Annotated in this window: 13 protein-coding genes; 3 read left to right on the forward strand and 10 right to left on the reverse strand. The window is 70.2% G+C overall.

Annotated features, from left to right (window positions below):
• A partial coding sequence (gene metK / locus ACZ7IF_RS35415) for a methionine adenosyltransferase (RefSeq protein WP_470980352.1) occupies positions 1–836 on the reverse strand: 836 nt, incomplete at its 3' end.
• A gap of 359 nt (positions 837–1,195) precedes the next feature.
• Here metK and ACZ7IF_RS35420 point away from each other — a divergent pair.
• A complete protein-coding gene (locus ACZ7IF_RS35420; RefSeq protein WP_470980355.1) occupies positions 1,196–1,909 on the forward strand; it encodes a class I SAM-dependent DNA methyltransferase in 714 nt (237 codons plus the stop codon).
• Between the two features lie 143 nt (positions 1,910–2,052).
• Entirely contained in the window at positions 2,053–3,504 is a 1,452-nt protein-coding gene (locus tag ACZ7IF_RS35425; protein ID WP_470980358.1) for an MDR family MFS transporter, read from the forward strand.
• Between the two features lie 13 nt (positions 3,505–3,517).
• Here the strand turns inward: ACZ7IF_RS35425 and rfbA are convergent, their stop codons facing one another.
• From rfbA to ACZ7IF_RS35450, 5 genes are all read right to left on the reverse strand, one after another.
• Entirely contained in the window at positions 3,518–4,447 is a 930-nt protein-coding gene (rfbA, locus tag ACZ7IF_RS35430; RefSeq protein ID WP_470980360.1) for a glucose-1-phosphate thymidylyltransferase RfbA, read from the reverse strand.
• A 158-nt stretch (positions 4,448–4,605) separates the two neighbouring features.
• Entirely contained in the window at positions 4,606–5,520 is a 915-nt protein-coding gene (locus ACZ7IF_RS35435) for an NADP-dependent oxidoreductase (RefSeq protein ID WP_470980362.1), read from the reverse strand.
• A 31-nt stretch (positions 5,521–5,551) separates the two neighbouring features.
• On the reverse strand, positions 5,552–6,496 hold the full coding sequence (locus ACZ7IF_RS35440; RefSeq protein WP_470980365.1) for an aromatase/cyclase: 945 nt from the start codon (positions 6,494–6,496) through the stop codon (positions 5,552–5,554).
• Positions 6,497–6,520: 24 nt separating this feature from the next.
• Entirely contained in the window at positions 6,521–7,576 is a 1,056-nt protein-coding gene (locus ACZ7IF_RS35445) for a hypothetical protein (RefSeq protein WP_470980367.1), read from the reverse strand.
• Between the two features lie 78 nt (positions 7,577–7,654).
• Positions 7,655–8,809, reverse strand: coding sequence for a nucleotide disphospho-sugar-binding domain-containing protein (locus ACZ7IF_RS35450; RefSeq protein ID WP_470980370.1), 1,155 nt, complete (start codon positions 8,807–8,809; stop codon positions 7,655–7,657).
• Positions 8,810–8,935: 126 nt separating this feature from the next.
• On the opposite strand from ACZ7IF_RS35450, the gene ACZ7IF_RS35455 reads away from it, so the two are divergent.
• Positions 8,936–9,394 carry a nuclear transport factor 2 family protein gene (locus ACZ7IF_RS35455; protein WP_470980373.1) on the forward strand — a complete coding sequence of 153 codons (459 nt, stop codon included), beginning with the start codon at positions 8,936–8,938 and terminating at the stop codon, positions 9,392–9,394.
• A gap of 88 nt (positions 9,395–9,482) precedes the next feature.
• Here the strand turns inward: ACZ7IF_RS35455 and ACZ7IF_RS35460 are convergent, their stop codons facing one another.
• The 4 genes from ACZ7IF_RS35460 to ACZ7IF_RS35475 all read right to left on the reverse strand — a co-directional run bounded on the left by ACZ7IF_RS35460 (position 9,483) and on the right by ACZ7IF_RS35475 (position 13,439).
• Entirely contained in the window at positions 9,483–10,382 is a 900-nt protein-coding gene (locus ACZ7IF_RS35460; protein ID WP_470980376.1) for a ParB/RepB/Spo0J family partition protein, read from the reverse strand.
• On the reverse strand, positions 10,379–11,638 hold the full coding sequence (locus ACZ7IF_RS35465; RefSeq protein ID WP_470980379.1) for a ParA family protein: 1,260 nt from the start codon (positions 11,636–11,638) through the stop codon (positions 10,379–10,381). The genes ACZ7IF_RS35460 and ACZ7IF_RS35465 overlap by 4 nt, the downstream gene beginning before the upstream one ends.
• 169 nt (positions 11,639–11,807) lie before the next feature.
• On the reverse strand, positions 11,808–12,479 hold the full coding sequence (locus ACZ7IF_RS35470; RefSeq protein ID WP_470980382.1) for a ScbR family autoregulator-binding transcription factor: 672 nt from the start codon (positions 12,477–12,479) through the stop codon (positions 11,808–11,810).
• A 204-nt stretch (positions 12,480–12,683) separates the two neighbouring features.
• Positions 12,684–13,439, reverse strand: coding sequence for an SDR family oxidoreductase (locus ACZ7IF_RS35475; RefSeq protein WP_470980481.1), 756 nt, complete (start codon positions 13,437–13,439; stop codon positions 12,684–12,686).
• Between the last annotated feature and the right edge of the window lie 235 nt (positions 13,440–13,674).

The following is a 13,674-nucleotide window of genomic DNA, read 5'->3' on the forward strand; positions in this document are numbered from 1 at the left end:
GCACCGCCGCCGTGGCGGGCCATGCCGCCGTACGTGTCGATGATGATCTTGCGGCCGGTCAGACCGGCGTCACCCATCGGACCGCCGATCTCGAAACGCCCGGTCGGGTTCACCAGCAGCCGGTAGCCCTCGGTCTCCAGCTTGATCCCGTCCTCGGCCAGCTGCGCGAGGACGTGCTCCACCACGAACTCCCGGATGTCCGGGGTGAGGAGGGAGTCGAGGTCGATGTCGGCGGCGTGCTGGGTGGAGACCACCACCGTGTCGAGACGGACGGCCTTGGCACCGTCGTACTCGATGGTGACCTGCGTCTTGCCGTCGGGACGCAGGTAGGGGACCTTCCCGTCCTTGCGGACCTCGGACAGGCGCCGCGAGAGGCGGTGCGCGACGTGGATCGGCAGCGGCATCAGCTCGGGCGTCTCGTCCGTGGCGTAGCCGAACATCAGACCCTGGTCGCCGGCACCCTGCTTGTCGAGCTCGTCACCCTCACCCTCGACCCGCTGCTCGTAGGCGGTGTCCACACCCTGGGCGATGTCCGGGGACTGCGCTCCGATGGACACCGACACACCGCAGGAGGCGCCGTCGAAGCCCTTCTCGGACGAGTCGTAGCCGATCTCGAGGATCTTGTCGCGGACGAGCTGGGCGATCGGCGCGTACGCCTTGGTCGTCACCTCGCCCGCGATGTGCACGAGACCGGTGGTGATGAGGGTCTCGACCGCGACGCGGGAGGTCGGGTCCTCGGTGAGGAGCGCGTCGAGGATCGTGTCGCTGATCTGGTCAGCGATCTTGTCGGGGTGACCCTCGGTCACGGACTCCGAGGTGAACAGACGGCGGGACATTGCTCTCCGGGTGGCTCGAGCGAGTGATGGACGGTGTCGCGAAGGTGGGTTCAGGCTGGACAAGGCACCTGGAGACGTGCTCAACCTGCGGTCGACGAAGCGTCGGTCGCGTACTGTGCGGGCGTCGGGTCGGCGCGGCGCTGGTCACTTTCCGTCGCGAATCGCCGGCAGCCACGGAACCGGCGGTGCAGTCGGCGCAGATCGTGCCTCCCATTGCTCGACGGAGGCTCGGGCCGGACCGGACGGGTGGTGGCCGGCCGGTTCCGGGCGTCCAGGAGGAGTCGAGGTGGACGCGACCCCGCTGGGTCAGCCTCATCGCGGTCCGAGGACGGTCCGGAAGTGCCCAACGGGAGGTTTCGATGTACGAGAACAAGAGCCAGGCGGAGCTCTACGACCGGCTCTACCAGGACCGCAAGGACTACAACGCGGAGGCCGCCGAGGTCGCCGGGTTCATCCGGGAGCGCAAGACGGACGCTTCGAGCCTGCTGGACGTGGCCTGTGGCACCGGCATCCACCTGGCGGCCTTCGCCAAGCACTTCGACCGCGTGGCGGGGCTTGACATGTCCGACTCCATGGCGGCGATCGCCTCGGAGCGGCTCGGGGGCGTCACCGTCCACGAGGGCGACATGCGGACGTTCGAGCTGGGTGAGACCTTCGACTCCGTCGTGTGCATGTTCAGCTCCATCGGCTATCTGCGTACCTCCGAGGACCTGGACTCCGCCGTCCAGGCCATGACCCGGCACCTGGCCGAGGGCGGTGTCCTGGCCATCGAGCCTTGGTACTTCCCTGACAACTTCCTCCCCGGCTACGTCTCCACGCACGCGTTCAAGCAGGACGGCCAGGGCATCTCCCGTGTATCCCGCTCCACGCAGGAGGGCAACCTCACGCGGATGGAGATCCACTACGTGGTCGCCGATTCCGAGGACGGCATCCAGCACCGCAGCGAGATCGACTACCTGACGCTGTTCTCCCGTGAGGACTACGTGAACGCGTTCCGCAAGAGCGGGCTCGACGTGGAGTACGTCGAGACGGCCGGCGGCCGCCCCGGATTCTTCGTCGGCACTCGCCGGTAACCCGGACACCCCATGGCCGCCCTCCCTGCCCGGGACGGGCCGTCGACGCGCTTCGGGCGACGCCCTCACAGGCGTTCGGAGGAACAGGATCCGCTCGAACCGGATTCGAGGCGGAGCGGAGCGGCGCTTCGTACGGTCCTCGTATGCAGACTTCCCCTCCGGAACGCCTGGACCGCAAACTGCTCATCCTCGCGGGCACGCTGCTGATAGGCGCCATAGCCTCCCTGCTGGACTCCACGATCGTCAGCGTCGCGCTCAACGACATCTCGGCGGATCTCGACGCGTCCGAGACCGCGCTGTCCTGGGTCAGTACCTCGTACCTGCTCACACTGGCTCTGGTGACGCCCCTCGTCGGATGGGCCGTCGACCGGTTCGGAAACCGACGGATGTGGATGTTCGCCCTGGCGGTGTTCCTCGGCGGATCGGTGTTGTGCGGGCTGGCCTGGTCGGTCGAGAGCCTGATCGCCTTCCGTGTCGTCAAGGGCATCGGCGGCGGCATGGTGCTCCCGATGGTGCAGACGATCCTCGCCCAGGCGGCCGGCCCCAAGCGCTTCGGCAGGGTGATGAGCCTGGTGGGCATTCCCGGCCAGCTCGCCCCGATCCTGGGGCCGGTGGCCGGTGGCCTCATCATCGACGCCGCCGACTGGCGCTGGATCTTCTTCGTGAACGTCCCGCTGATCCTCGTGGCGCTGGCACTGGCATACCGGGTGCTGCCCGGCTCGGCCGGCGGCGGGGACGCCAAGGTCGACCGCACCGGTGTCATGCTGCTGCCGCCGGGCATGGTCGCGCTGGTCTACGGCTTCTCGCGCGCACGGGACGTGTCGCAGCTGACCAACCCGCTGACGGTCGGAGTCCTGCTCGCGGGGGTGGCGCTGATCGCCGCGTTCTGTGTGCACTCCGTGCGTTCGCGCGACCCGCTCGTCGACGTGCGGCTGTTCCGCTCCCGAGCCTTCCTGTCGTCCTCGATGCTGGTGTTCCTCAGCGGCGTGGCCATCTACGGGCCACTGTTCGTCCTGCCACTGTTCTACGCCCGCTACCTCGGCCACGACAGCTCCACCATCGGCTGGTTGCTGGCCCCCCAGGGCCTGGGCATGCTGGTCGGCCTGTCCGTCGCCGGGTGGCTCACGGACCGCTTCCAACCGCGTGTGCTGATCCTGGCCGCCACCGTACTGTCCGTGGCGGGCACCGTGGGCTTCACCCAGCTCGCCGCGGAACCGGACGACCTGCTCCTGGGAATCTCGCTGGGCGTACGGGGCCTGGGGCTCGGAGTGGTCGGTGTTGCCATCCTCATCAACGCCTACCTCGACATTCCGAGCGACCGGATTCCCCGCGGCACGGTCATGATCGCGGTGGTACAGCGGGTCGGCGCGTCCTTCGGGACCGCGATGGTCGCCCTGCTGCTGTCCGTGAATCTTGGCGCCTCCCCGGATGCCGGGGGCCCCCACGGAGACCCGTCCCCCTACACGAACACGTTCTGGTGGGTGCTGGGCATGGCGGCGGCCATGGTCGTGCCCGCGCTCTTCATGCCGAAGCGGCCCCGCGAGGAGGCCGCCGGCGAAGAGGCGCGGGCAGAACCGGAGCCCAGCCGCAGTTGAGCGGGAGTCGGTACTAGAGGGCCGCGACGGTCCCGGCCGCCGAGGCCGGGACCGTCGTCGCGTGCTGGTTGGCCCGGGCGGCTTCGGCCACGGCCATGACGTACTCCCCGTAGCCGGACTTGCGCAGGAGCCAGCCGAGGCGGTGGCACTGGTCGGCGTCGATGAAACCCATCTGGAGGGCGATCTCCTCGACGCAGGCGACGCGCAGTCCCTGGCGCCGCTCGATGGTCTGGATGTACTGGGACGCCTCCAGCAGCGAGTCGTGCGTGCCGGTGTCCAACCATGCGAAGCCGCGGCCGAGGTCGACGAGGGAGGCCTTGCCGCGGGCGAGGTACTCGAGGTTGACGTCCGTGATCTCGAGCTCGCCGCGCCGGGAGGGGCGCAGGCTCCGGGCGATGTCCACCACGTCGTTGTCGTAGAAGTACAGGCCGGTGATGGCCCGGTTGGACTTCGGGCTGGCCGGCTTCTCCTCGATGGAGACGAGCTTGCCCCGGACGTCGGTCTCACCCACTCCGTACCGCTCCGGGTCGCGCACCGGGTAGCCGAACAGGAGGGCCCCTTCCGTGTGGGGGACGTGGCGGCGCAGCAGATTGGCGAACCCGGGTCCGTGGAAGACGTTGTCACCGAGGACGAGGGCGACGGAGTCACCGCCGATGTGCTCGGCGCCGATGACGAACGCCTCCGCGAGGCCACGGGGCTCGGGTTGTTCGGCGTACGACAGATTCAGACCCAGCGCGCTGCCGTCGCCGAGCACGCGGCGGAACTGCGGAAGGTCAACCGGCGAGCTGATGATCAGGATGTCCCGGACGCCGGCGAGCATCAGCACGGACAGCGGGTAGTAGATCATCGGCTTGTCGTAGACCGGGAGCAGCTGTTTCGAAATTCCCACGGTGAGCGGGTGCAGCCGGGTGCCGTTCCCGCCGGCCAGGATGATTCCCTTCACGGAAAGTCTCACCTCATGTTGTCGTCGGCTCGTGCGCAGGGGGCCGGAGCATTGGGTTCGAGCCTGTGGCCGACCGGTCGAGGGAGCCTCGAAGCACACACGCGGGAGGGGGCGGCCGCAGTGGCCGCCCCCTCCGACGACGGGGGATCGCGAACCGCTCAGGCGACTGTCAGGACGACCTTGCCGCGGCCGTGGCCGCTCTCCACGTCCCGGTGGGCCTCCGCGGCCCTGGCGAGCGGATACGCCTCACGGATGTGGATGTTCACCTTGCCCTGGACGTACAGGTCGACGAGCTCGGCGAGCCGTTCGGCCGAGCGCGCACCCGCCACGGGCGGCAGTCCCAGCTCCTGCGCGGTCTCGTCGGCGATCATCGTGACGACCCGGTTCCTGTCCTTGGCCACCTCGACGGAAGCCCGCACGGCATCGGGTCCCGCCGCGTCCACGGCCGCGTCCACGCCGTCGGGCGCGATCGCCCGGACCCGCTCCGCGAGGCCTTCTCCGTAGGTCACGGGGATGGCGCCCAGAGCGCGCAGGTGGTCATGATTGCGCTCGCTGGCGGTTCCGATGACCCGGGCCGCACCCCAGGCGAAGGCGAGCTGCACGGCGAACGTGCCGAACCCGCCCGCGGCCGCGTTGACCAGCACCGTGTCACCAGCGTTCACGCCCGCCGTGGACAGGGCCATGTGCGCTCCCTGGCCGTTCCCGGAGAATCCGGCCGCGACCTCCCAGGGCATGCCCGCGGGCTTGTGTACGATCTGGTCCGCCGGGACGACCAGGTACTCCGCGTACGCGCCCAGGACGCTGTACCCGAGCACCTCGTCGCCCTCCGCGAAGGCCGTCACGCCCTCACCGGTCTGGTCGATCGTGCCGGCGAACTCGTTGCCGAGGACCATCGGGAACTCCCGCTTGATGAACGGCGGGGTCCAGCCGCCACGCACCCGGACGTCGAAGGGCAGCACCCCGGCGGCCCTGACGCGCACGCGTACTTCGCCCGGTCCGGCCTGTACGTCCTTGACCGTGGTCTCCCGCAGCACCTCGGGGGTGCCGAACTCGGACAGAGCGGCTGCTCGCATCATGGGTCCTTTCAGTAGTTCGTCATATGGATCAGTTCGCATCCTGCTCGAGACGGTGCTTGACCGCGTCAAATATCAGCCGGACCTTCGAGCTCAGTTCGTTCTGCACGAACTGCCTCGCGGCCGCGACTCCGGTGCCCTCGCCGAGCACGGCGGCGACGCCGGACTCCTTGATGACGACCGTCTGCAGGGAGCGGACGATGGTGGCCCCGTCCCGGGCCGAGAGGAGCCACTGGACGTGGTGGGAGGCGCCCAGCGGAGGCAGCAGCAACTGCTTGTACGCGATCTTCGCGCCGGGCAGGCCGACACGGGCGGCCCTGGTGGTGAAGATCCCGCCGTGGCGCTCGACGGTGTCCAGCTCCAGGACGTGGGTGTGCCCCTCGCTCCCTCCGAGGACGTCGGCGCGTGCCACGTGCTCCATGTACGACGGCCAATCCCCGGCCTCGTAGAGGGCGGAGAACACCGCTGCGACGGGCGCCGCGACGGTGACCTCGTCCTCCACGGTGACCAGCGCCTCCGGCTGGAGCGCGGCCAGTTCCGCGGCCTCGCGCACCGCGGTGACCTCGGTGACGGCGATCCCCTCGACGGTGGCGCGGACACTCTCCGCCGCGGCCGGGTCCTTGAGGCGGTACTCGTGCTCCAGGCGGACGGTGGACCCACCGTTCGCGGCGGGCTCGACCACCCAGGTGCGGCGCATCGACTCCAGCGTCGGCGGGAGGGATTCAGGCTGGAATTCGACGCGCAGGGCGTCCTGGTCGACGCGACGCAGCGCCACCCAGTGCTCGATGGTGCCGTCGTAGTGTCCCCACATGCCGATCCGGTCGAACCCGCCCTCGGGACCGAGGTTCTCCAGGTGGACGAAGGACGCGAAGACGCGGGGCCAGTTGTCCTCGTCCGCGAGCAGCCGGTGGACGTCCTCGGCGGACGCCCGCACCGGCGCCTCGTGCACGGACCGGTGCGTTTGTGTCTGTCCCATGTGCTCCTCTTCCGTGGTGGCCGGTCAGCCGCGCCAGCGCGCCGCGCGCAGAACGCCCGTGCTCGTGGTCAGGGAGCCGACGGCGGTGCCGGCGTCGTTGACGGCGTAGGCCTCGGTCGCGCCCGACGGCCAAGCCACACCCAGGTCGGTGACCGTGCCGTTCTCGCTCCAAGTCACGGCGTGGTAGACACCGCCGGGCGAGTAGGAGAAGCCGGAGGCGACCCCGAAGTTGTTGATGCCGTAGACGGCGGTTCCGGTGTGACCGGGCAGCGGTGACAGCGGTACGGCCTGCCCCTGCTGGTTCCAGCGCACCGCGTGGTACGGGCCGTCGTAGAACTTGCCGGCCTTGAACGAGTTGCCGACCGTGACGCCGAAGTCGTTGATCCAGCTGGCCTGGCTCGAGTCGTCGCCCGGCAGGATGCCCCCGAGCGGGACGGTGGTGCCGTCGGCGTTCCAGCGGACCGCGTTCTGGAACCCGTTCTGGAGGGAGTAGCCGACCGTGACACCGGAGTTGTTGATGGAACCGGCGGAGCTGGCGGTGCCGCCGGGCAGCGGGGCCAGGTGGACGGCCTTGCCGTCGGAGTTCCAGCGCTGCGCCTTGTAGACGTTGTCCGCCGCTGCCGAGAACCCGACCGCGGTCCCGAGGTTGTTGAGGGAGTAGGCGCGGCTCTTGACCGCCCCGGGCACGCCCGGGAGCTGGACGGGCCCGGAGTTGGGGCGCCACACGACGGCGTGCTCGGACTTGTCGGCGCCCACCGAGCGGCCGGCGACCGTCCCGGAGGCGTTCACGACGAAGGCCGTGCCGCTGACGTCCCCGGGCAGCGTCCCCAGGTCGGTCACGGTGCCGTTGGGCGACCAGCGGACCGGGCGGCTGACGCCCTGGGCGTCGGAGGAGAAGCCGACCGTGACGCCCCAGGAGTTGATCCCGTACGCCAGGCTGGATGTGTGCCCGGGCAGCGTGCCGAGATCCGTGACGGTGACCGCCGCCTGCGCGGGCAGCGCGGCGGCCGTCACCAGGGCGGCCGTGCCGAGCGCGATGCCGGTTCCCCGGGCGGCGCGGGACAGCAGGGTGAGTCTCATGTGCGGTGTTTCCTTTCGGTGATGCGGGATGTGGCTGTACTGAAGTGGGCCCGGGCTCGGGCGGCCCGCAGGACTTCGTCAGCCCTTGCCGGCCAGTTCGACCAGGCGCGGGACCATCGCGTCGGGGCCCGGCTGAGCGGCGAGGTTCTCGGCCACGGCCGTCGCGGTCTTGCGCAGCTGCTCGTCGCTCACGAGGGTCCGCAGCACGTCGACGTTGATCTGCTCGGGCTGGAGGTTGAAGCCGATGCCCGCCGTCTCGACGATGCCGGCGTTGATCCAGTTGTCGGAGCCGTACGGCATCGCGAGCTGCGGGACTCCGGCGTGGGCGGACGCCAGGGTGGTGCCCGCGCCGCCGTGGTGGATGATGCCGTCGAGGGTGGGCAGCAGGGCACTGAGCGGGGTCCAGCCGACCGGCCGCACGTTGCTGGGCAGGGGCCCGAGCGGCTCGAGGTCCACCTTGTCGCCGAGCGCCAGTACGACCTCGGCGTCCAGCCCCTCGATGGCGTTCAGCACGCGGCTCAGGCTGCCCACGCCGGCCACGCCGGGCACGATGGTGCCCAGGGTCACGACGAGGCGCGGCCGCTCCTTGGGGGCCGCCAGCCACTCCGGAAGAACGCCGCCGCCGTGGTGCGGGACGAAGCGCATGGACCAGCCCTCGCCCTGGCCGCGCATGAACTCCTGCGGGGCGAAGTGGATCGGCTGCACGGTGGGCAGCTCCACCGGGACGCCGAGCCGCTCGAAGGTGGGCGCCAGGTGCGGCAGCAGACGCTCCGGGAGGTTGCCCTCGCGCAGGAAGCTGTAGCCGTTCTCCACGGCCGGGATGCCGAGGGCGCGGGCGGTGATCAGCGCGGTGCCCTGCAGGCGGGAGTAGACGACCAGGTCGGGCCGCCAGGTGCGGGCGAACTCCAGGGTCCGGTCAGCCATCAGATCGTTGATCTGGCTGAACTTCTCCAGGATGAAGTCGGGAGTCTCCTCGGACGCGGTCATTTCCGCGCCTCGGGCGCGCATGGCCGTGACCCGCTCCTCAGGGGTTCCCTTCTTGGGGAAGACCTTCGAGAAGTCGGCCTCGGGAGCCACGTCGTAGGCCATGAGTCCGGCACCCACCGCTGCCTGGATGGAAACCCCGGAGGTGGCTACGGCCACTTCGTGGCCCGCCGTGCGCAGGGCCCACGCCAGGCCGAGAGCCGGGTAGATGTGGTCGAGCCCCGGAGAGACGTTGAACAGAACACGCATGTGTGACCCCTCGATTCAGCCGATGCTTCTGCGCGGCCACGATGGCGGGCCCGGCTCAACTCGGACTCGAGAGGCGCGTTGGAGCCTCGGCGCGAAGAGCGCGTGCGCGAGAGAGGGAGAGTGCGGATGAGCGGGACCACGAGCGGCTCGGACACCTACGTGTCCGCGGAGCTGTACGCCGAGGTGCAGCAGTTCTACGCGTGGCAGATGAATCTTCTGGAGGGCACGGACGCCGATCCGGACGCCTGGGCGGATACCTTCACCGAGGACGCCGTCTTCGAGTCGGCGGGCGAGCCGGAGCCGCAGAGGGGGCGTGAGACGCTGCGCGCCACCGTGCGCGCGGGGGTGGAGCACATCGCCGCGCAGGGGCTCGATTTCCGGCACTGGTTCGGCATGGTCGGCGTCGAGCAGAGGCCTGACGACACGCTGCGCACCCGCTACTACGCGCTGGCGATGGCCACCGCGCCGGGCGGCCCGCTGGCGGTGCGCGGTTCGTTGCTCTGCTACGACGAACTGGTGCGTGCGGACGACGGGCGGCTGCTCGTACGACGGCGCAGCCTGGAGGCGGACGGACGCGACCGCTGACGTCCCTCCCGCGCACGCGGGGCCCGGCGGCTTGCTGCCACCGGAGCTCCGGCGTGGGTGCGGATCCGAATCGTGGACCTCGTCCGGCTCAGATGCGCTGCATGAGGAGTTCCGTGACGGTCTTCAGGTCGTCCGGGGTGAGGTGGGCGGTGAGGGCGTCCGCGATGGTCTCCGGGGAGTGCGTGGAGATCGTGATGCGGGGGGTTGCGGCGGGGGCGGGCGTTGGCGTCGGGGCGTTAACGGTCGGGGGCGTCGGGCGGGTGCGCTGGCGCGGGGGGTTGACGGCGTTGATGGTCTCCGCGGCGGCGGCCGTCTGTTCCTCCTGGGGGAGGCGGCCGATGCGGCGGGCCGGCTCGACCTTCAGCTCGCCCGTCTCCACCTTCTCCTGGAGGTCGGGCGTCAGGTTGAGGAGGGTCAGGCGCTGGGAGACCCAGGCCGGCGTCTTGCCGATCCGCTTGGCCACCTGGGCCTGGGAGCCGTGGACGTCGACCAGTTCCTGGAGGGCGCGGGCCTGGTCCATGGGGGCCACGTCGACCCGGTGGACGTTGGCGATGAGCGCCGATTCGAGGATGTCGGCGGCCGAGGCGGACAGGGCGTCGTTGACGTGGATGTGCATCGTCTTGAGCCCGGCCAGCTGGGCTGCCGCGAGGCGGCGGTTGCCGTCGATGACCACGTACGGGGCGCGGCCCAGGCCGTCGGTCTGGCCCGGGTGGGCCTCCATGAAGGCCAGCCGGGTCGCGACCGCGAGGGGCTGTAGCTGGCCGCGTGCGGTCAGGGACTGGGCCAGCTCGTCGAGGTCGGTGAGGTCCTCGCGGAGGTTGAACGGGTTGTGGGCGAGGGCCTCGATGGGAACCTCGGAGGGCGGGACGACGCCGGAGGTGGGGGCGCCCGTGGCCTCGGCGATGGCGGCGCGGCGGGAGCTGACGCTGACGGGCTGGGCCCGTGCGAAGGACGCCGAGACGCCGAGTTTGTCGGCCTTGCTGCTCATGAGATCTCCCGGGCGAGGGCGCGCAGGGCGACGGCCTGGTCGCCGTTGGGGGCGTAGACGAAGAGGGGCTGCTTGAGGCGGACGGACTCGCGCTGTTCCTTGAGGTCGGGGACGATCGCCACGACCCGTGGGTCCTTTATGTCCATCCAGGCCTGGAGGGACGAGGTGGCGATGTAGCCGCGGCGGCCGTCGTAGAGGTTCACGACGAGGCCGAGGTAGTCGATGTCGAGGCTGAGGTCGTCGCGCAGGTCGTTGATCTGGGAGGTGAGGAGGTCGTACGCGTCCGCCGAGGAGTCCTCCGCCTGTACGACGATCAGCGCGCCGGAGGCGCCCGGCTGCTCGGTGTCGCGGCGGCGGCCGTAGTAGATCGCCGCGTCCATGCTCAGGCCGAGGCTGGGCGGGCAGTCGATGAGGATGACGTCGTAGTCGGACTCGACGGGGGCCAGGGCGCGTTCGAGGGCGGCCTCGCGGGCCCGGACCGTGGAGAGGCGGACGTCGAGGAGGAAGGCGTCCGTGCAGGCCGGCAGGAGGTGGAGGCGGTCGCCGAACCGGTCGTGCTCGATGGGGGCGATGAGGTCCCGCAGGGGGCCCTTGGCCTCGCCGGCCATGTGGCAGGTGAGGCTGTCGCCGCCGATGGGGAGCGGCTGCTGGCCGAGCTGCTTGGTGAGGTGGCCCTGGGGGTCGAAGTCGACGAGCAGGACGCGCATGCCGAGGCCCGGGAGGTCTTCGAGGTCGAGGGGAGAGGTGGCCGGGTGTCCGGCGTCCGCCTCCTCGGGGGTGGTGCGGCGGGCCAGTTGGCGGGCGACGCGGACCGGGTGGAGGCTGGCGGGGTCTTCGGCTAGGGCCTCGGCGGTGCCGGCGGTGACGGCGGTCTTGCCGACTCCGCCCTTCTGGTTGCACACGACGATGCGGCGGACGACGGAGGGCCGCTTGACGGTGGGGGCCGGGTTCAGCTCCAGCCAGAGGCGCACCGCCTGGGCGAGCCCCTGGATGAGGGAGACTCCGCGGTCCTTGGAGTCGGTGCGGAAGGACTCCCACTGGCCTGTGGGCAGCCAGGTCGAGAACGACTCGGCGCCGGAGGTGTCGACGGGGGAGGGGGAGGAGGCGAGGGCGCTCCAGTGTGCGATGCCCTGGTGGACGGCGTCCTGGATGTCGACCCGCAGTTGTGCGGTGCGGATCTTCAACTCCTGGCGGAGCCACGGGGGGAGCTTGGAGACGACCTTCTCTCGGTCGTTCTGGGACGAGGGCGAAGTCATGAGAGGGACTTTACTAACGTTCTTGGGTCCGCGTGGGCGCCACGCTTGGGTTTTGCTAACGAAATGGGTGGTGGGGCGCCCGGAGACGCCACAGGGCGGCCCCGCACACGCCGTAGCGAGCACCCCCGTGCTTCACCACGGCGTGTGCGGGGCCGCCCTGGATGCTCCGTCAGCCGACCGGGACGGGTGCCTGCGGGGCGGGCAGGCCGAGTTCGGCGCGGCAGGCGGCCGAGCCCGCCGGGTCGAAGAGGGGGATGCGGAGGGCGGGCACGATGCCCGGAAGGAGGTAGTTCCACAGGTCGACGACCCGGGCGTGGAGGTCTTCGCGGTCGGCGCGGACGTGCGAGGTCACCTGGACGCCGGTGAACGAGCCGACGAGGAAGGTCGAGAGGTCGTGCACTTCGAGCGAGGGCAGGATGTCGCCGCGTTCCTGGGCCGGCGTCAGACAGCTGCGACAGGTCTCGATCCAGGTGTTGTACGGGGACGGGTCCGGGCTGGTGAACGAGCCGAACTCGATGACCAGGCGGATGCCGGCGCGGATGCGGACGTTGGTGCGCAGCCCGAACGCCATCTGGTGGGTGAGGTCGATGACCGTTTGGAGGCCCGGGTCCTCCAGGGCGGGGACGTCCTTGGACACCTGGAACTGCTCGTCCACCAGGGTGCGGGCGAGGGCTTCCTTGGAGGGGAAGTGGAAGTAGAGGGCGCCCTTGGTGACTCCGGCGTGCTTGACGACGTCGCTGAGGCTGGTGCCGCCGAAGCCGGCGCGGTCGAAGGCGACGGCCGCGCCGTCGAGGATCGCCTGCCGGGTGATCTCGGCCCGTTCCTGCCTGACCCTCGCCACGTGTGTCTCCTGCTGCGGTTGCGTCCGGTGGTACGGGTGCAATCTAGTGGGATTTAGTCAAAGAAAACCAGTCGACCAGTACTTTTTCAGGCGGCGTGTGAGGTTTACTTCGTCCCTGGTTGGGGCCTTTGGGGTCTTGCTGATGGATGGAGGCGGTCCTGCGGCACCGTTGACGGCGTCAACGCCGTCAACGCCGATAGCGAGCTAGAGGTGCGTGCCGCCCGACGCATCGAGGCGCTGGCCGGTGACCCACAGGGAATCGGGGGATGCGAGGAAGGCCACCACGCCGGCTATGTCGGCGGGTTTGCCGATCCGATCGAAGATGGACATTTCGGCCAGGCGTGCTGCGCCCTCGGGTGTCGTACGGAGCTTCGCGTTCATGTCGGTCGCGACGAACCCGGGAGCCACCGTGTTGACGGTGATGCCCCGGGGGCCGAGCTCCTTGGCCAGGGAAAGGGTGAGGGTGTCCATCGCCCCCTTGCTCATCGAGTACACGACGGACTCCGGGTAGGACATGCGGGTGACGGCGGAGGAGATGTTGATGACCCGGCCGCCCGTCGGCATGCGCTTCAGGCCTTCCTGGGTGACGAAGAGGAGCGCTTTGACGTTGACCGAGAGGATCCTGTCGACCAGCTCCGGCGTCACTTGGTGGATCCGCGCCGAGCCGCTGACCGCCGCGTTGTTGACGAGGATGTCGAGCTGGGGATCCATACCCCGCCGGGTCAGTTCGGAGTCGAAGGCGGCGTAGAGGGCTTGTGCGTCGCCTTCGACTCCGAACTCGCTCCGCAGGGGGAAGGCGTCTCCGCCCGAGGCCCGGATGGAGTCCACGACTTCGTCGGCGGCTTCGGCGTTCCGTGCGTAGTGGACGCCAACGAGGGCACCGTCGGCGGCCAGCCGCTCGGCGATCCCGCGGCCGATCCCGCGGCTGGCGCCGGTCACCAGTGCGGTCCTGGTGGACAAGGGCCCGGGGACCCCGCCCGCCGGGGAGGTCCGGGCCGGCTCGCCGCCGGGGGAGGGCTGGCGCGGGGCGAGGGGACGGGAGGCGGGTGAGGTGGTCAAGATGGGGCCCTTCTGGACCGGGTCCGGTGAGCTCGCGGGCGATTGACCGACTGATTGTCACCTGGCCGGTACGCACTGCCGTCGGTGGCTGACACATACGATCGCGACTGTCCGGATTGTTCTGGGGAAAGATTGG

This window comes from Streptomyces sp. NPDC037421 (genome assembly GCF_055602105.1).

Coding starts and splice junctions, on each gene's coding strand:
- ACZ7IF_RS35420 (WP_470980355.1), top strand. CDS start 1,196: ATGTACGAGAACAAGAGCCAGGCGGAGCTCTACGACCGGCTCTACCAG.
- ACZ7IF_RS35425 (WP_470980358.1), top strand. CDS start 2,053: ATGCAGACTTCCCCTCCGGAACGCCTGGACCGCAAACTGCTCATCCTC.
- ACZ7IF_RS35435 (WP_470980362.1), bottom strand. CDS start 5,520: ATGCGAGCAGCCGCTCTGTCCGAGTTCGGCACCCCCGAGGTGCTGCGG.
- ACZ7IF_RS35440 (WP_470980365.1), bottom strand. CDS start 6,496: ATGGGACAGACACAAACGCACCGGTCCGTGCACGAGGCGCCGGTGCGG.
- ACZ7IF_RS35445 (WP_470980367.1), bottom strand. CDS start 7,576: ATGAGACTCACCCTGCTGTCCCGCGCCGCCCGGGGAACCGGCATCGCG.
- ACZ7IF_RS35450 (WP_470980370.1), bottom strand. CDS start 8,809: ATGCGTGTTCTGTTCAACGTCTCTCCGGGGCTCGACCACATCTACCCG.
- ACZ7IF_RS35455 (WP_470980373.1), top strand. CDS start 8,936: ATGAGCGGGACCACGAGCGGCTCGGACACCTACGTGTCCGCGGAGCTG.
- ACZ7IF_RS35460 (WP_470980376.1), bottom strand. CDS start 10,382: ATGAGCAGCAAGGCCGACAAACTCGGCGTCTCGGCGTCCTTCGCACGG.
- ACZ7IF_RS35465 (WP_470980379.1), bottom strand. CDS start 11,638: ATGACTTCGCCCTCGTCCCAGAACGACCGAGAGAAGGTCGTCTCCAAG.